Annotated in this window: 17 protein-coding genes and 1 pseudogene; 12 read left to right on the forward strand and 6 right to left on the reverse strand. The window is 57.7% G+C overall.

Annotated features, from left to right (window positions below; genetic code table 11):
* Positions 1–732, reverse strand: a complete 732-nt coding sequence (locus JWF83_RS12840; protein WP_413650608.1) for a MerR family transcriptional regulator — start codon at positions 730–732, stop codon at positions 1–3.
* Positions 733–881: 149 nt separating this feature from the next.
* On the opposite strand from JWF83_RS12840, the gene JWF83_RS12845 reads away from it, so the two are divergent.
* Genes JWF83_RS12845 through JWF83_RS12855 form a run of 3 tightly spaced genes read left to right on the forward strand, consistent with a single transcriptional unit; the run spans position 882 to position 2,432 of the window.
* A complete protein-coding gene (locus tag JWF83_RS12845; protein ID WP_413650727.1) occupies positions 882–1,445 on the forward strand; it encodes a helix-turn-helix domain-containing protein in 564 nt (187 codons plus the stop codon).
* Positions 1,442–1,972 carry a GNAT family N-acetyltransferase gene (locus JWF83_RS12850; protein ID WP_413650610.1) on the forward strand — a complete coding sequence of 177 codons (531 nt, stop codon included), beginning with the start codon at positions 1,442–1,444 and terminating at the stop codon, positions 1,970–1,972. Before JWF83_RS12845 ends, JWF83_RS12850 begins: the two co-directional genes overlap by 4 nt.
* Entirely contained in the window at positions 1,965–2,432 is a 468-nt protein-coding gene (locus JWF83_RS12855; RefSeq protein ID WP_413650611.1) for a GNAT family N-acetyltransferase, read from the forward strand. Before JWF83_RS12850 ends, JWF83_RS12855 begins: the two co-directional genes overlap by 8 nt.
* 12 nt (positions 2,433–2,444) lie before the next feature.
* On the opposite strand, the gene JWF83_RS12860 is transcribed toward JWF83_RS12855, so the two are convergent.
* Positions 2,445–2,654 carry a hypothetical protein gene (locus JWF83_RS12860; RefSeq protein ID WP_413650612.1) on the reverse strand — a complete coding sequence of 70 codons (210 nt, stop codon included), beginning with the start codon at positions 2,652–2,654 and terminating at the stop codon, positions 2,445–2,447.
* A gap of 413 nt (positions 2,655–3,067) precedes the next feature.
* Between JWF83_RS12860 and dinG the strand changes: the two genes are divergently transcribed.
* Positions 3,068–5,221: an ATP-dependent DNA helicase DinG gene (dinG, locus tag JWF83_RS12865; protein WP_413650613.1), complete on the forward strand. Its 2,154-nt coding sequence runs from the start codon at positions 3,068–3,070 to the stop codon at positions 5,219–5,221.
* Between the two features lie 53 nt (positions 5,222–5,274).
* Positions 5,275–6,252, forward strand: coding sequence for a DNA-binding protein YbiB (gene ybiB / locus JWF83_RS12870; protein ID WP_413650614.1), 978 nt, complete (start codon positions 5,275–5,277; stop codon positions 6,250–6,252).
* Between the two features lie 60 nt (positions 6,253–6,312).
* Here ybiB and JWF83_RS12875 read toward each other — a convergent pair whose 3' ends face one another.
* Positions 6,313–7,476, reverse strand: a complete 1,164-nt coding sequence (locus tag JWF83_RS12875) for a M20 aminoacylase family protein (RefSeq protein WP_413650615.1) — start codon at positions 7,474–7,476, stop codon at positions 6,313–6,315.
* A 178-nt stretch (positions 7,477–7,654) separates the two neighbouring features.
* The gene (locus JWF83_RS12880) at positions 7,655–7,804 is read right to left on the reverse strand and encodes a hypothetical protein (protein ID WP_413650616.1); all 150 of its coding nucleotides are present in this window, start codon (positions 7,802–7,804) and stop codon (positions 7,655–7,657) included.
* An 80-nt stretch (positions 7,805–7,884) separates the two neighbouring features.
* Here JWF83_RS12880 and JWF83_RS12885 point away from each other — a divergent pair, with 80 nt between their 5' ends.
* From JWF83_RS12885 to JWF83_RS12915, 7 genes and pseudogenes are all read left to right on the forward strand, one after another.
* Complete coding sequence (locus tag JWF83_RS12885) at positions 7,885–8,868, forward strand: ABC transporter substrate-binding protein (RefSeq protein WP_413650617.1); 984 nt, start codon at positions 7,885–7,887, stop codon at positions 8,866–8,868.
* A 13-nt stretch (positions 8,869–8,881) separates the two neighbouring features.
* Positions 8,882–9,733: an ABC transporter permease gene (locus JWF83_RS12890; protein WP_413650618.1), complete on the forward strand. Its 852-nt coding sequence runs from the start codon at positions 8,882–8,884 to the stop codon at positions 9,731–9,733.
* Positions 9,733–10,494, forward strand: a complete 762-nt coding sequence (locus JWF83_RS12895; protein ID WP_413650619.1) for an ABC transporter ATP-binding protein — start codon at positions 9,733–9,735, stop codon at positions 10,492–10,494. Before JWF83_RS12890 ends, JWF83_RS12895 begins: the two co-directional genes overlap by 1 nt.
* Before the next feature lie 14 nt (positions 10,495–10,508).
* Positions 10,509–11,842, forward strand: a pseudogene (gene hisD, locus JWF83_RS12900) (histidinol dehydrogenase).
* Entirely contained in the window at positions 11,835–13,121 is a 1,287-nt protein-coding gene (locus JWF83_RS12905; protein ID WP_413650620.1) for a hypothetical protein, read from the forward strand. Before hisD ends, JWF83_RS12905 begins: the two are co-directional and overlap by 8 nt.
* A 10-nt stretch (positions 13,122–13,131) precedes the next feature.
* A complete protein-coding gene (locus tag JWF83_RS12910) occupies positions 13,132–14,097 on the forward strand; it encodes a zinc-dependent alcohol dehydrogenase (protein ID WP_413650622.1) in 966 nt (321 codons plus the stop codon).
* Positions 14,094–14,855, forward strand: a complete 762-nt coding sequence (locus JWF83_RS12915) for an SDR family NAD(P)-dependent oxidoreductase (protein WP_413650623.1) — start codon at positions 14,094–14,096, stop codon at positions 14,853–14,855. The genes JWF83_RS12910 and JWF83_RS12915 overlap by 4 nt, the downstream gene beginning before the upstream one ends.
* 35 nt (positions 14,856–14,890) lie before the next feature.
* Here JWF83_RS12915 and JWF83_RS12920 read toward each other — a convergent pair whose 3' ends face one another.
* Positions 14,891–16,027 (reverse strand): alpha-hydroxy acid oxidase, encoded by a 1,137-nt coding sequence (locus JWF83_RS12920; protein ID WP_413650624.1) that lies wholly within the window; start codon positions 16,025–16,027, stop codon positions 14,891–14,893.
* A complete protein-coding gene (gene hisC, locus JWF83_RS12925; RefSeq protein ID WP_413650625.1) occupies positions 16,024–17,136 on the reverse strand; it encodes a histidinol-phosphate transaminase in 1,113 nt (370 codons plus the stop codon). The genes JWF83_RS12920 and hisC overlap by 4 nt, the downstream gene beginning before the upstream one ends.
* Between the last annotated feature and the right edge of the window lie 28 nt (positions 17,137–17,164).

The following is a 17,164-nucleotide window of genomic DNA, read 5'->3' on the forward strand; positions in this document are numbered from 1 at the left end:
TCAACTGCCATGGGGGATGATGGAGAACCCCTGCTCCTGCCAGTGCGCGATCTGTTCCTGCTGACCACGCGTAAGTTTTTTACCGGTCCACAGAAACATCAGCTGACCAGGAAACAGTTCTGGCCGCAGGGTATCCAGTGGTTCGGCTAATACATCGATGCGCCAGCCATGTTGCGATAAACGCCAGGCTTCCAGCCAGAGACGGGTGCGGTCGTCGCAGCCCCAGCCAATCAGTAGCGCATCTTTACCGGCTTTTTTACGCGCTCCGTTCAGACAAAATGCGACATAGTCGATCAGTGCGCCATCCAGTAGGCTGCTCATGGTTTTGGCCGTGCTCTGGTCCAGCCCCAGTCGCTGGCGAACCGGTACAATTACATTATCTATTAGCGCATCTGATGGGTTTTCGCGACCCATAGTGGCGATTTTTACCCGCAGCTTCGAGGGGCGTACGGCGCGCAGCACCGACATCAACTCATCCTGCAGCGTCATCCAGCCGTCATGAAGATAGACATTCTCGCCTTCAAGCAGCGCCTTAACTTTGCCAACCGGCACGCCACTTTCCACCCAGCGCTTAATCTCTTCGATACGCCGGATGTCATCATCATCGAACTGACGATGACCACCTTCTGAACGCTGTGGTTTTAGCAAACCATAACGACGTTGCCATGCGCGCAGGGTTACCGGATTGATACCACAACGCTCAGCGACTTCACCGATGCTATAAACGGCCATGTTTTTCCTCTGAATGCGACCATCTCTACCCTAACGTTAGCCCTGTCGGAGTAACTTGTACAACTATTTTTTATTTGTACAGGTTGACCAGCTGCACATTTAGCGTTAAATCTCATATATGAGATTAAATCCCTTATATGAGAATAATGATGCTGCAACAGGATCGTACGGAACAACGGCTGGCATTACGACTGGCTGAATTGCGGCTGGGAAAAGGCTGGTCGCTGGAGGAACTGGCGGAGATCACCGGTATTAGCCGCGCATCACTGTCGCGTATTGAACGCGGGGAGACCAGTCCGACCGCTGCATTGCTGAATAAGCTCTGTGCGGCCTATGGCCTGACGATGTCGCGTTTACTGAGTGATGTGGAAGAGAATGCCATACAGCATTTGCGTCCCGAACAGCAATTGCTGTGGACTGACGCGGAAAATGGTTTTGAGCGGCGCAGCCTGTCACCGCCCGCCAGCGCGTTTCGTGCCGAGCTGGTCGAAGCGCGGCTGCGTGCCGGGGCGCGGATTGAATATGACACTCCGCCGCTGCCGGGCCTTGAGCAACATATCTGGATGCTGGCTGGCGTGCTGGAGATCACCATGAATGAGCAACGCTGGCGTCTGGCCGCCGGGGATTGTTTGCGCTTTCATCTTTTTGGCCGTTCCTCTTTCCATGCGCCGGAAGGCACGGCGCATTACGCACTGGTGGTATGCCGACCATGATTGATTATCAGATACTCAGTGCCGGGCAGGCACAGCAGGCACACTCTGCGCTTTGCGAGGTATTAACCCGGTGTGTGGCGCAAGGGGCGAGCGTCGGTTTTATCGACGCCGCCGATGACGCAGCCATCTCCCGTTTCTGGCAGGATGTGATTTACAGTATCGCCAGTGGTGATAAACGGCTGTTGGTAGCGCGCGAACAGGGCAGGATCGTTGGCACGATTATAGTGGTACTGGGTATGATGCCGAATGGCGCTCATCGTGCTGAGATTGCCAAGTTGCTGGTACACCCACAGGCGCGACGTCAGGGTATTGCGCGCCAGCTCATGTTGCAGGCGGAGCAGATTGCCATACAGGCGCAGCGCACGCTGCTGGTGCTGGATACCCGCAGTGGCGATGTGGCTGAGCAACTTTATCTCTCCCTTGGCTGGCAGGTCGCCGGCGCCATCCCTTACTACGCGCGCTCGACGGCAGGAGAGTTCGATGCGACCACCGTGATGTATAAGCGGCTGGGGCAGAATAATGGCTGATCAACCGCGCCTGCAGGTAATGCGTGAGCCGGGGGATTCGGCTGATGCGCAGTGGCTGCTGGGGCAGCTGTCTGCAACGTTGCAGCGCATTACCGGCGACAGTGGCCGTAGCTCATTTGATGCGCAAGATTTACTGCATCCAGGCGCCTGTTTTGCCGTTGCGCGGAATCAGGCCGGGGGAGCGGTCGGTTGTGGCGCTTTGCGCCCGCTCAATCGTGGCGTAGCAGAGCTAAAGCGCATGTATGCGGCAGAGAGGGGGCTGGGTATTGGCGGCGCATTACTGGCTTTTCTGGAGGGGGAAGCGCGCCAGCTGGGGTACCAGGAAATCTGGCTGGAGACACGGCGGATAAACCAACAGGCCGTCAGGTTTTATCTGCGCCATGGCTATCAGCCAATCGCTAATTACGGGCGCTATCGCGGCAATGCGGATGCCGTTTGTTTCGCTAAGGCGCTGCGCTGATTTCTGCCTGATTCAGGAAGTGAAGGTCCCGATCAGCGCGGGAATAAGCTGTGCCAGAAATACCGCGCTCACCACCCACAAAATAATCCGCGTCTTCGCATCGCTGATTTCGCTTCTGAGCGCGCTGATATCGGTTTTGGTGGCATAGTTCGATTTGATCACCGCCACATCGATTTTCAGCTCTGCCACATCATTTTCGAGTTTTTCTAATCTCAGTTCCATGCCATCACCTCCGTTGTGATTGATAGCCAGCGAGCGACAGACTCCCCGGTTTACTCTGGTCTGTTGGTTACCGTTCATATTTTATCCAATATCCTGTTGGCTGTCCTGATTTTTCTGCCTGTTTTTTGCCCGAAGGCTTCACTCTGATGGCAGAGTGAAGCATGAGTCAGCGGCGATGGAAATCGTCAGAGGCTAAATTTGGAATACGTCACGCATATGCTAAACTTCGCAGCAAATCAGCGGCGAATAGCTGTAATTCCCTGTAGTGCACTGTTGTGTTTTATGATTATCTGTTGTGCATAATATAAGCTACTTTTTCTGCAACGTATTGATATATCTGATATCCATCAAGCCGCCGCTGCGTTAACGGCTAGCTGAATGATGTCGGGTAAATAAAACAGAACATAAAATAAATGCTCACCTCAGCGCTAAAAGCGCAAATCGGCCAATGGTATAAGGCCCTGCAACAACAGGTTCCCGATTTTATCCCGCGTGCGCCGCAGCGCCAGATGATCGCCGAAGTGGCGAAAACGCTGGCGGGCGACGAGGGACGACATCTGGCGATAGAAGCGCCTACGGGCGTCGGGAAGACACTCTCTTATCTGATCCCCGGCATTGCCGTCGGCCGTGCGCAGGAGAAGACGCTGGTCGTCAGTACCGCCAATGTGGCCCTGCAGGATCAGATCTTCAGCAAGGATTTACCGTTGCTGAAAAAGATCATTCCTGACCTGAAATTCACCGCGGCCTTTGGCCGTGGTCGTTATGTTTGTCCGCGTAACTTATCCGCGCTGGCGGCCGACAAGGATCAGCAGGGCGATCTGTTGCTGTTTCTCGATGACGAACTCACCGCCAGCAAAGATGAGCGTGCCCTGTGCGCCACACTGCAGAAATCACTCGATCGCTATCAATGGGATGGCCTGCGCGATCACAGCGACGAGGCAATTGAAGACTCGCTGTGGCAGCGCCTGAGTACCGATAAGGCCAGCTGTCTGGGACATAACTGTCACTGGTATCGCGAATGTCCATTCTTTGTGGCGCGGCGTGAAATTGAAAATGCCGATGTGGTGGTGGCTAACCATGCGCTGGTGATGGCGGCACTGGAGAATGAGTCGGTGCTGCCACCGGCGAAAAACCTGTTGCTGGTGCTGGATGAAGGCCATCATTTGCCCGAAGTGGCGCGTGATGCGCTGGAAATGAGCGGCGAAATTACCCCGGGCTGGACCACGCTGCAGCTCGATCTGTTTGTGCGGCTGGTAGAACAGTGTATGACGCAGTTCCGCCCCAAAACGCCACCCCCTCTCGCCAATATTGAGCGGCTGAAGGGCCATTGTGAAGAGCTGCGCGAGCAGTTGCAGATGTTGTCAGCAATACTGGCGCTCTGGCTGCCCAAAGATGAAATTGTCGGCGAATACCGTTTTGAAATGGGGCTGTTGCCGGAAGAGGTTCTCAGTCTGTGCGCGCGTTTGTTTAAGCTTAGCGATGCGCTGCGCGGGCTTGCTGAAGCCTTGCTGAACGATCTGAGCGACAAAACCGGTCAGTATGATGTGGTGCGCCTGCATCGTACGCTGTTGCAGATGAATCGGGCGTTTGCGTGGTTTGAAGCGATCAGCAAGCTCTGGCGCCTGGCGGCGATGGAGCAAGCCTCCGGCGCGCCGGTATCGAAGTGGGTGACGCGTGAAAACCGCGATGGCAATGCGCATCTGCTGTTTCACTGCGCCGGTATTCGCGTTAGCGAACAGCTGGAAAAGCTGTTGTGGCGTAAAGTGCCGCATGTGGTGGTGACGTCCGCCACATTGCGTTCGCTCAACAGCTTTAGCCGGCTGCAGGAGATGTCGGGGCTGAGTGACAAGGCGGATGACCGCTTTGTCGCGCTGGATTCGCCCTTTAATCATATTACTCAGGGTAAGCTGATTATTCCGCAGATGCGCCATGAGCCGATGATGGCCAGTGAGCCGGAACATATTACGGAAATGGCGCACTTTTTCCGCCAGCAGATCGCGCTGGGGCAGCATAAAGGGATTCTGGTGCTGTTTGCCAGTGGCCGGGCGATGCAGCTGTTTCTCACCCATGTCACCGATTTGCGACTGATGATGCTGGTGCAGGGCGATCGACCGCGCAGCCGCCTGGTGGCGCTGCATCGTCAGCGGGTGGAGCAGGGGGAAACCAGTATTCTGGTTGGCCTGCAATCTTTTGCGGAAGGGCTGGATCTAAAAGGTGAGCTATTGTCGCAGGTACATATTCATAAAATTGCTTTTCCGCCGGTGGACAGTCCGGTAATTTTAACCGAAGGGGAGTGGCTGAAAAGTCTGAAACGCTATCCGTTTGAAGTGCAGAGCTTACCCAGCGCCTCGTTTAATCTGATTCAGCAGGTTGGCCGTCTGATCCGTAGCCATGAATGTTTTGGTGAAATCGTCATTTACGATCGACGGTTAATCAGCAAACGTTATGGTCCGCGGCTGCTGGCCGCGTTGCCGGTATTTCCGATTGAGCAGCCGGTGATGCCGGAAGGCGAACCGCCGCAAGCGCTAAAGGAAAAGAACGCAAAAAATCGCCGCCGGCGGCGTTGATTCAGCGTAAATAATTTAAATGTCATGCATTCCGATCAGGAAAACAGAGCGATATGGAATACAGCAAAATCATCAAAGAAGTGGGGCGCGGCAAAAACCATGCGCGGGATATTGATTTAGAGACGGCGCGCGCGCTCTATCGCAGCATACTGGCGGGCGAGGTGCCGGATCTGGAACTCGGTGGCCTGCTTATCGCCTTACGTATTAAAGGTGAAGGCGAAGAGGAGATGCTGGGGTTCTATCAGGCAATGCAGGAGCGGGTGCTGCAGCTGACCCCTCCGGCGAACAGGCCGATGCCGGTTGTGATCCCCAGCTATAACGGTGCGCGCAGGCAGGCTAATCTCACCCCGCTACTGGCGTTATTGTTGTCGAAGCTTGGTTTCCCGGTGGTGGTGCATGGCGTTAGTGAGGATCCCACGCGCGTCACCAGCGAAGCGGTGTTTGCGGCGCTGGGCATTACGGCGGCGACGGATGCCGCCAGTGCCCGGCAGCAGCTGGATGGCGATGAACCGGTGTTTATCCCGGTGTCCACCCTCTGTCCACCACTGGCGCGGCAGTTATCACTGCGCTGGCGTATGGGAGTGCGTAACAGTGCTCATACTCTGGCGAAGCTGGCGACACCGTTCGCCGGGGCGGCGGCGCTGCGCCTGTCCAGTGTTTCCCATCCGGAATATATTCCCCGCGTGGCGAAATTCTTTACCGCCATTGGCGCGCATGGTTTGCTGATGAATGGTACCGAAGGGGAGGTATATGCCAATCTGCAACGTTGCCCGGCGATCACGCTGATTAGCCCGCAGCAAACCGAGCCGCAGTTACTGCTGGATCGCCAGCTAGAAGTCGCGGCCGAAGGTGAGCAGCTGCCGTTATCAAAAGAGGCCGGGGAAACGGCGGGCTGGATCCAGCGGGTGGTCAATAAAGATCTGCCGGTGCCGCACTCGTTACGTTTGCAGCTTGCCTGCTGTATGGTGGCCAGCGCGCAGGCGCCAGATCTGGCTGGCGGCCTTGCCGCGCTGGATGCTGCCGGCTACTAAGCAATGGTGGTATGGCCGGTCGGGAGCCATCAACGGCTCCGCCGGATACCGGGGCGGTATCTATGCCGTCCTGACGGGCAGCAGTTGTTCAACCAGCTGTTGCCAGATAGTAATCCCTTGTTCAATCACCGCGTCGTTAAAATCATACCAGGCATTATGCAGCGGCCGTGAAGGGGTCGCCCCGTCGGCGCCGACCCAGAAATAGGCGCCCGGACAAACTTCCAGCATGCAGGCAAAATCCTCTGACGCCATTGACGGATTCACCTCCCAGTGCACCGCCTGCGCGCCCAGGGCGCTAATCGCAGCATCACGCACCTGCTGTGCCGGTTGCGGATGGTTGCGGGTAACCGGATAGCCCGGATACCAGCTAATTGCCCCCTCAACGCCAAACGGTAGCGGTAAAGTGGTAACAAAGTCGTCGATCAACCCGCGCACTTTGGTGCGCACTTCGCTCTGTAAGCAGCGTACCGTACCGCGCAGACTGACCTGTTCGGGGATCACGTTAATGGCTTCGCCGCCATTAATCTGGGTGATACTCACCACCGCCGAGGCGAGGGGCGAGAGGCGACGGGCGGGAATGGTTTGCAGCGCCATAATCAGCTCAGCCGCCGTGACAATCGGATCCGCACCGCTTTCCGGCATTGCTGCATGACAGCTTTTGCCGGTTAAGATGATTTCAAACGAATCGAGCGATGCCATCATGGCGCCGCTATTGACCGCCAGCGAGCCGAGCGGTAAGCCCGGCCAGTTGTGCAGACCGTAAATGGCATCCATCGGGAACAGGGTAAACAGGCCGTCCTCGACCATTTTGCGCGCGCCGCCAAGGTTTTCTTCCGCCGGCTGGAAAACAAAGTGCAGGGTGCCGCTGAAGCGACGCGTCTCGCTCAGCAGTTTGGCGGTAGCCAGCAGAATCGCGGTATGACCATCATGCCCGCAGGCGTGCATTACCCCGGGATTTTGCGATTTATGCGGCGGATTGCCCAGTTCGGTAATCGGCAGCGCGTCCATATCGGCACGCAGGCCAATCACCGGACCCGGTCCGTTTTCCAGCGTGCCGACCACGCCGGTACCGGCAAGGCCGACATGCACCTGCAGACCAAAGGCGCGCAGGCGTTCGGCGACCATTCGTGATGTCTGATGCTCCTGATAACCCAGCTCGGGCTGCGCATGAAGCTGGCGTCGCCAGTTGATCGCTTCTTCAATCAACGAAACAGGAATGGTCATAGATACGCTTTTCTCCATATTTTGCCGCTTATCCCCGGTACGATGACCAGGCGATCTGGCTTTCACTGTAGATGCAACACCAGCGCGTCGTCCATCGGTCGCTGCAGAAAATCCTTTTTAACCCGTCACGCCCCGCCAGGCAACGAAACTTTGTGAGCCAGGCTCAATAATCACCGCCCTATTTTTGCAGTTGTAGCAGGTTGTCATAAACATAACCTGTTACTGCACTTTTTTTGCGCGATGCTGGTGCGGGATAGCGGCCATTTGCGCCATTAGTGAGCATCAGTGAAGCGGCAACGTCAGCAGATTGGGCGTTGCTGGTTGGCATTGCTCTTGCATGAACTTGTATATACATGGACGGACAGGGCTATAACAGCCCGCCGTTAAATTCACCAGAAGGAAACCAACATGCTTTCTCTCCGTGCGTTGAAAAACTCTCTCGCCGCTGCCTGCTGTTTTGGTCTGCTGGCTTCCACATCGTCGCTGGCTGCCCCGGAATCAGGCACGCTGAAAATGGGGATTGAACCCTGGCTCGGCTACGGTCAGTGGCATGTTGCAACTGAGCATGACCTGTTTAAAAAACAGGGTTTTGACAAGGTCGAGGTGATTAACTTCGCCGAAGATAAAGATATTAACGCGGCGCTGGCCAGCGGGCAAATTGATGCGGCCAATATCGCCACCCATACCGCAATGGGCATGATCTCCGCCGGTCTGCCGGTGAAAATCGTACTGCTGCTTGATCAAAGTAATACCGCCGATGCGATGCTGGTGTCGAAAGAGATCGCCTCATTAAAAGATCTGAAAGGCAAACAGGTGGCCTATGAAGAGGGCACCACCAGCGATATTCTGCTGCGCAGCGCGCTGGCGTCAGCGGGGATGTCATTTAGCGATATTAAACCGGTGCCGATGCCGGCTGCCTCTGCCGGTAGTGCGCTGATTGCCAAACGTGTGCCGGTCGCCGTGACCTATGAGCCCTATCTGTCGGTGGCGATGCAGGGCGATCCCAGCCTGAAAATGCTGTATAGCGGCCACTCCGATCCTGGCCTGATCAGTGATGTGCTGGTGGTGCGTGATGAAGCGATTAAAAATAAACCGGGGCAGATTGCCGCGCTGATTAAAACCTGGGATGCCGCGCTGGCGCACTATCAGGCCAATACCACTGCCGATCGCGCAGTGATCGCTAAAGCCGTGGGCGCGACGCCGGACGAACTGAAAACCGCCTTTGATGGCGTGAAATACTACACGCTGGCTGAAAATAAGCAGTTGCTGAGCAAAGACTACTCGACCAGGACCTTTCCGCACATCCTTAAAGCCGCCACAGAAGCTGGCATTATCCAGCAGCCAGTGACGCCGGCGCAGGTTATTGACGCCAGTTTTGTTAATGCCGATTAAGTTCGGAGGAATTATGAGTTCGTTAAAGCTGGAGGGCGCCAGCCCGCCATCAAAGAGCAGGCCGCGTCGCCGTCGCTGGAGTCTGATGACTATCGGCAAAGCGCCGACGCAGAGTCAGTTTCTGACGATTGCCATTCTGGTGTTTGTGCTGCTGATTGGCAGCTGGTGGCTGGCGACCAGTAGCGGGGCGATCCCGCCACTGTTTCTGCCGGGACTGGATCGCGTCTGGCAGCGCATGATGGCCTTAGTGGCTAACGGTACGCTGTGGGGCGATGTACAAAGCAGCCTGTACCGCATTGTGATCGCCTTTGCCATCTCATCGCTGATGGCGGTGGTCATTGGCGTGCTGGCGGGATGCTATGGGCTGTTTAAAGCGATTGTCGAACCGCTGGTGGACTTTATTCGTTATATGCCGGTGGTGGCGTTTGTGCCGCTGACCATTCTCTGGAGCGGTACCGATGACTTCCAGAAGTTTCTGGTGATCTGGATCGGCACCTTTTTCCAGCAGGTACTGATGATGATTGATGCGGTAAAACGGGTGCCGATCGATTTTATCGGTCTCGGCCGCACGCTGGGGATGCCGGATCGCAAAATCCTGTTTCGTATTGTCCTGCCGGCGGCGTTTCCGGCGATCTGGGATGCGTTGCGCATCAGTCTCGGCTGGGCGTGGACCTGGCTGGTACTGGCCGAGCTGGTGGCTTCCACTTCCGGTCTCGGCTACCGCATTGTGGTGTCACAGCGCTACTTCCAGACCGACACCATTATCGGTTATATCCTGCTGCTGGGGTTACTCGGTTTGATCACCGACCAGTTGATGCGTGCCGCCGAGCGCGTGCTGTTCCGCTATAACCGGAGACGTTCCTGATGGCGACATTAACCTTAAATAATCTCGATAAGAGCTTCTCATTGGGGAAAACGCGGCGCCAGGTACTGCACGGTATCGATCTAACCCTCAATGATAACGAATTTGTGTCGATTGTCGGCTCCTCAGGCTGCGGGAAAAGCACTCTGTTATCGATTGCTGCCGGGCTGGAAGAGTTCGACAGTGGCGATGTGCTGGTTGATGGCCGCCCGATTACCGGCCCCGGCATTGACCGTGGCGTGGTTTTCCAGTCCTACACTCTGCTGCCATGGCTGACCGCCCGCCAGAATATTGAATTTGCCCTGAAAGCGGCGGGTACCCCTGGCAGCCAGTGTCGCGATATTGCTCAACAGCATCTTGAGCTGGTCAAGCTGGGTAATTCCGGCGATCGCTGGCCGGGCGAGCTTTCCGGGGGGATGAAACAGCGCGTTGCCATTGCGCGCGCGCTCTCTTACCGGCCAAAAATCCTGCTGATGGATGAGCCTTTTGGCGCGCTGGACGCCATGACGCGCCATCAGATGCAACAGTTGCTGATTGAGATCTGGGAAAAGCATCGTCTGACGGTGATGTTTGTGACCCATGATATCGAAGAGGCGGTCTGGCTGTCGGACCGTATTGTGGTGATGGGACCTGGGGTTATTGATTCCACGTTTGATGTCAATCTGCCACGTCCGCGTCTGGAAACCATGAACCGCGAAGCGGAATTTATTGACCTGCAACATCGCGTGCTGGATCGCATTCGCCAGCCTGCGCTCGCTAACTAATGAAGGAATTGATGATGTCTGTAACTTTTCACGATCTTTCGGCCGCCGATCATCTGCCGGCCGCGCTGTTTAAACGTACTGAATCGGACCTTTCTTTTTTCAGCGAGCGCGTCACGCCGATTATTGCCGCGGTGAAGGCGGAAGGCGATGCGGCGCTGATCCGCTTTGGTCGCGAGTTTGATGGCGTGCAGCCGGCGCATTTTGCGCTGCGCGCGCAAGAGAGCGAGTTTGACGAAGCCTTTGCCCGTATGGATCCACAGGTGATTGAGTCGATTCGCTTCTCGGTAGAGAACGTACGCGCCTTCCACGAAGCGCAGAAGCCGGAAGAGATGTGGCTGAAAGAGATGCGGCCGGGCGCTTTTGCCGGTGACCGGCATGTGCCAATTGATGCCGTCGCCTGCTATGTGCCGCGTGGGAAAGGTTCATTCCCCAGCGTGCTGATTATGACCGCCGTACCGGCGGTGGNGTGGTGGCCGGTGTGCCGCGCGCCATCGTGATTACTCCGCCCGGCCCGGACGGCAAAGTTGACGATGCCACCCTGGTGGCCGCGCGGCTGGTAGGGATTAAAGAAATTTATAAATGCGGCGGCGCGCAGGGCGTGGCGGCGGTGGCATACGGTACCGAAAGCGTGCCGAAATGCCTGAAAATTGTCGGTCCCGGCAGCCCGTGGGTGGTTGCCGCCAAGCGTCAGCTTACTCATCTGCTGGATCCCGGCGTGCCGGCTGGCCCGAGTGAGAGCCTGATCCTGGCGGATGACAGCGTCGATGGCGCGCTGGCGGCACTTGATCTGCTGATCGAGTCCGAACATGGTCCGGACTCTTCCGCTTATCTGGTGACCTCCAGCCGGCGGGTGGCGGAACAGGCGATTGCCGCACTGCCTGGCTACTGGGCGCAGCAAACCGAGAAACGTGCGGAGTTCTCGCAGAAAGTACTCTGCGGCGAGCACGGCGGCGTGGTACTGACCAAAGATTTCGCCACCGCGGTGGAGTTTGTTAATCAGTACGCCCCCGAACATCTGGAGATCCTGACGGCGGAACCGATGGCGGTAATGACGCAGATCCGCAATGCCGGTGAGATCCTGCTGGGTAAATATACCCCGATCACCCTCGGCAACTTTGTGCTCGGACCTAATGCGGTGCTGCCAACCAATGGCGCGGCGAAGACCGCCGGACCCTTGTCGGTGTTCGATTATATGAAACGTATCTCGGTCGGGTATGTCACCGCTGCGGGTTACCAGCCACTGGCTGATAAAGCCAAATGCTTTGCCGAGTATGAGGGCTTTCCGGGCCATGCGCTGGCGGTTTCTTCACTGCGCAATACCCTGCTGGAAGGGGATAAGGATGCCTGAAAACCATCGCGAGCCGCTCGCCGCGCAAGCCCGCACGCTGGCGCGCGCCGGTGAGTGGCAACAGGCCAGCGATAAATTGTGTCAGTTAATTGGCGAAGTGACCGGCACCCGCGCGCTGGCGTTGCAGATTAACCGTGACCAGTACAGCCTGAACTCGCTTAATGGCCGCGTTACGCTGGCTGACGATCGCACGCTGTTTTTTAAATATCACCACGAAGAGGGTGAAGACCACACGATTGAGGAGTATTACCGCGCGGAGCTGTTACGTGAACATGGCTTTCGCGTGGATGTTCCGCTGTATGCCTGTGGCGAGCCGGGGCGGCAGATTCTGCTATACCGTCTGCGTGACGATCGGCGTCTGGCGGATGTGTGCCGCGATATTGAAATGCAGCCGTCGGAGGCGACTGAGCAGCAGGTGATCGCTGCCCAGCGGCGTGCCGATGCGGAAATCCTGCAACATACCTTGCCGACGCTGAAGCCGGGACGCGCCGCTGAAGTGGCCGCCGAGCCGATTCATCAGCTGTTTTATCACCGGCTGATCACCGCTGGCGAGCAGCCGGGGCTGGGTGGTCGGGTAAAGCAGTTCTATGTCGATAAAAGCTTTCAGCTCGCCGATCGGCAACTGAGCTGGCAAACCCTGAGCAATCTGCAATGGGAAATTAACGGCGTACGTTACAGCCATACGCTGCGACAGCTGTTTCTCGAAGCCGCCACCCTGCTGGCGCCCGCCGCGCTGGCGCAGCATGGCGTGCTGGTGGCCCATGGCGATGCCCACAATGCCAATGTCTGGTTTGAAACCCGCGGCGGCGCGGCCGAACTGGTCAGTTTCGACCCGGCTTTTGCCGGCAGCCATATTCCGGCGCTGCTGGCGGAGATTAAAGCCACTTTCCACAATATCTTTGCCCATCCCTGCTGGTTATATGAACCGGCGCTGGCTGGCGACCTGTATCAGGTACAGGTGGCGCGCGTCGGCGATACTCTGCAGGTAAACCATAACTGGCAGCTGACTTCATTGCGTGCGGCGTTTTTGCGTAGCAAAGGGGAGCTGTACTGGCAGCCGTTGCTGGCTGAGCTGAAAGCGCGCGGGCTGCTGCCGGCTAACTGGCAACGGATTATGCGGCTGGCGCTGTTTTGCTGTCCGACGCTGGTGCTCGATCTGCGCGCCGGCGGCGCCAGCGGGCATACGCCGACCAGTTCGGCATTAGGGCTGGCGCTGGCGGTGATGCTGGGCAGTGAAGGCGATGATGAATTTCAACGCTGGCTGCAGCAGCTGGTGTGAGGAGAACCTGATGAAAGCAGTACGCTTATATGGCGTTGGCGATCTGCGCGTTGAGTCGGTGGCGCTGCCTGAAATGGCCGCCGATCGGCTGCGTCTGAAAGTGCTGGCAGCGGGGATTTGCGGTTCCGATTTGCATAATTATCGCAGCGGAAAATGGCTGGCTCAACTGCCGGTGACCCCGGGCCATGAACTCTGTGGCGAAGTGCTGGAAGTGGGCGCTGAGGTGACCGGTTTTCAGCCGGGCGATCGGGTGGTAGCCGATTCCCGCGTCTGGTGCGGTGAATGTCCTGCCTGCCAGCGCCACAGCTTTAATCTTTGTACCCGGCTGGGTTTTGTCGGCGAAGTCTGTGATGGTGGTTTTGCCGAACAGGTCGTCTTGCCGCCTCAGGGGCTGCTGAAAGTCCCGGCGGATATCCCACCGGCGGTAGCGGTACTTAGCGAACCGCTGGGGGTAGCGCTGCGCGTGGTGAATCAGCTGCGCATTCCCGCCGGTGCGCGGGTGCGGGTGGCCGGCGGCGGGACTATTGGCGGCCTGACGGCGCTGTTATTACATGAAGTGGCGCATTGTCAGGTGCAGTTATCAGAACCTAATCCGGCACGTTTTCAGCTGCTGGCGGATTTAATCCCGCTACAGCCGCTGGGGGAGTTTGACTATGCGGTGGAAGCGACCGGCATTAGCCATGTATTGCAGCAACTGGTGACGGAGATCACTGCCGGCGGGCGGATTGCGCTGGTTGGACTGTTTCATCACCACGCCGACTTCGATTTTAATACGCTGGTGGAGCGTGAGATCGCTCTGGTCGGCTGCAGCGTATTTGCCGACGAGCAGCGTCAGGCACTGGCACTGTTGCCGCAACTGGCGGATAAACTGGCGACGCTGACGGCGCCTGCTGTCGCGCTGGATGAGCTGCCGCAAACCTATGTTGATCTGCTTGCCGGCAATAGCCGCTGGTTAAAATCCTGGGTGCAACCATGAATGCGACGATGCAACGCTTTTCATTATCCGGCAAACGGGCGCTGATTACCGGCGGTACGCGCGGCATTGGCTTTGCGCTGGCCGCGGGGCTGGCGCAGGCCGGGGCACAGGTCATTATCAGCGGCCGGCAACAGTCGACGCTGGATGCTGCTGTGGCGCAGTTACGGCAGATTGATGTTACCGCCAGCGGTATTCTGCTGGATGTGACGCAACCTGACCGGATCCGTGCCGCCTTTGCGACGCTGGATGCGCCGGATATTCTGATCAATAACGCCGGAACCGAGCAGATTTGTCCGTCGCTGGAGGTGGATGAAGCGCTGTGGCAGCGGATTGTCGATACCAATCTGAAAGGGGCATTTTTCTGCGCGCAGGCCGCCGCGCGGCTGATGGCTACTAACGGCGGTGGTGCGATAGTTAATCTCTGTTCCCTGACCAGTAAGGTGGGCGTCCCCGGCGCGGCAGCCTATGGCGCGTCAAAATCCGGTCTGGTCGGCCTGACCCATACGCTTAGCAGCGAGTGGGCTACGCTGGGGATCCGGGTCAACGCTATTGGTCCGGGCTATTTCAGCACCGATATGACTGAAGTGTTTTATCAGGACCGCGCATGGTGCACGGCGATGCTGGCGAAAATTCCGCTGGGCCGGTTTGGTGAGCTGGAGGATCTGACCGGCGCGGCGATTTTTCTCTGTTCCGATGCCGCGCGTTATATCACCGGACAGGTACTGTACGTCGATGGCGGCTATTTAGCGTCGATCTGAGTACTGACCAGCTTAACCGGCCAGTACTCAGCCAATCAGCGCTGGCGCAGCAAATGCGGCCCGAGTTGCGCCAGATGAGTACAACCGAGCTGCGCCATGGTGCGGTCGATTTCGGCGCGCAACAGCGATAACGCCTGTTCCACGCCGGCTTCGCCGCTAACCGCCACCGCATACAGTAGCGGGCGGCCAATCAGCACCGCACTGGCGCCCAGCGCCAGTGCTTTCACCACCTCGCTGCCACGACGAAAACCACTGTCGATTAAAATCGTGGCGGCAGCGCCCAATGCGGCGCGGATTTCTGCCAGCATCAGCAGCGGGCTGATGCTGCCGTCCAGCTGACGACCGCCGTGGTTAGACAGCACAATCCCCTGTGCGCCGCTGGCCATCGCCTGCTGTGCATCTGCTACCGTCAGAATCCCTTTAATCAACAGTGGTCCCTGCCACTGGCTGCGCAGCCAGCTAATCGTCTGCCAGTCCAGCCGGGTATCCATCTGCGCGGCGAAATAGCTCGCGCCGCCGACGCCGCGCTGATACTGCGGCGGCAGATAGGGCTGCAGATTGCCAAAACCGGGCATGCCCTGTGGTTTCAGCGTACGCCACACCCAGCCAGGTTTGGTGGCGACATTCAGCAGGCTGGGAACGGAGAGTTTCATTGGGCGGCGATAATGACGTTTATCGCGCTCGCGATTACCAAAATGCACCGCATCGACGGAGACCACCAGCGTGCTGCAACCGGCTTTACGCGCCCGCTTCAGCAGGTCGCTGGTAACCTCGCGATCCTTTAACACATACAGCTGAAACCAGTGGTTACCGCTACCGTCAGCAGCAATTTCCTCCATCGCTGCTGTCGATACGGTACTCTGAATATAAGTAATACCGGCTTTGCGCGCGGCGCGCGCCAGCATCAGATCGGCCTGGTAGCGTAGCATGCCGTTGTAACCGGTCGGCGCAATCAACAGCGGCGCGCTGAGTTTTTCGCTGCCAAGCTGCAGGCTGAGATCGCGCTGGCTGGCATCCTGTAGTACCGGCGGCACAAACTGCCAGCGGTCAAAGACCTCACGGTTATGCCGCAAGGTGATCTCATCTTCCGCGCCGCCATCGACGTAGCTAAAGGCGAAGGCGGGCAGTACGCGTTTTGCCTGCTGGCGCCAGTCGTTAAGGTTAAGGATCATAGTATCTGCCTGAGCGCGGTGATAAAACGCTGGTTATCGGCCGCGCTGCCTATCGATACGCGGACCCAGTCGCGGTAGCCGGGTTCCAGCCAGGGTTTCACAATAATGCCAAAGGCTAACAGTTTTTTCGCCAGCTCAGCGCCGTCACCGGCGACGCGGAAAAACAGAAAGTTGGCTTCCGACGGCGCGATTTGCCGCACCAGCGGTTTCAGCTCTGCCGCCAGCCAGTGGCGTTGCTCAACTACCCAGGCGGCGCTGTCGCGCACATGTTGCTGATCGTCGAGTGCCACCAGGGCGGCGGCCTGCGCGGCGCGATTGATATTAAACGGCGTGCGCACACGATTTAGCAGATCCACCAGCAGCGGATCGCTGGCCAGACCATAGCCGATGCGTAAACCGGCAAGGCCATAGGCTTTGGAGAAGGTACGCAGCACAATCCACGGGCGTGATTGCTGGCGCAGCAGCGTCAGGCTGTCCGGGTAATCTTCCCGCTGGGCGCAGTATTCGAAATAGGCTTCATCCACCACCAGCAGCGCATTCTGTGGCGCGGCGTCAATCAGGCGCTGAAAGCCGCGCCGATCGAGCATGCAGCCCACCGGGTTGGAGGGATTACTGAAGATCACCAGTTTTGCCGGCGCCGCCAGTGCGCTTTCCCATGCCGGAAGGTCATACTCCATCTGCTGATTAACCGCCACCAGATCGACCTGCGCGCCCATCAGCTGTGGATAGATCTGATGCAGACCAAAAGAGGGCAGCAGGGTGACGACGCGGTCACCGCGATTAACAAAGGCGAGACACAGTAACTTCAGTAGCTCTTCCGAGCCGTTGCCGATGGCAATGCAGTCGGCGGCAATCGCGGTTTGCGCTGCCAGCGCAGCTCGCAGCTCGCTGCTGGCGGCATCGGGATAGATGGCGCTGCGCTGATTGCTGTGGTTTAGCGCTTCCAGCACTCTGGCGCTGGCGCCTAACGGGTTTTCATTACTGGCGAGGCGGGAAATGGTCTCCACTTGCCAGGTTTTTCTTACTGCTTCATCTGAAAGCCCGGCGTTGTACACGCCGAGTTCCAGCACATCCTTGCGTGCTAAAGAGTGGAGTGTGTTGCTGAGCATAAAACCCCCGAAGCAACGGGCCGGCCAG

Origin of the sequence: Pantoea sp. B65 (genome assembly GCF_047308185.1) — a bacterium.
Taxonomy (GTDB): Bacteria; Pseudomonadota; Gammaproteobacteria; order Enterobacterales; family Enterobacteriaceae; genus Erwinia.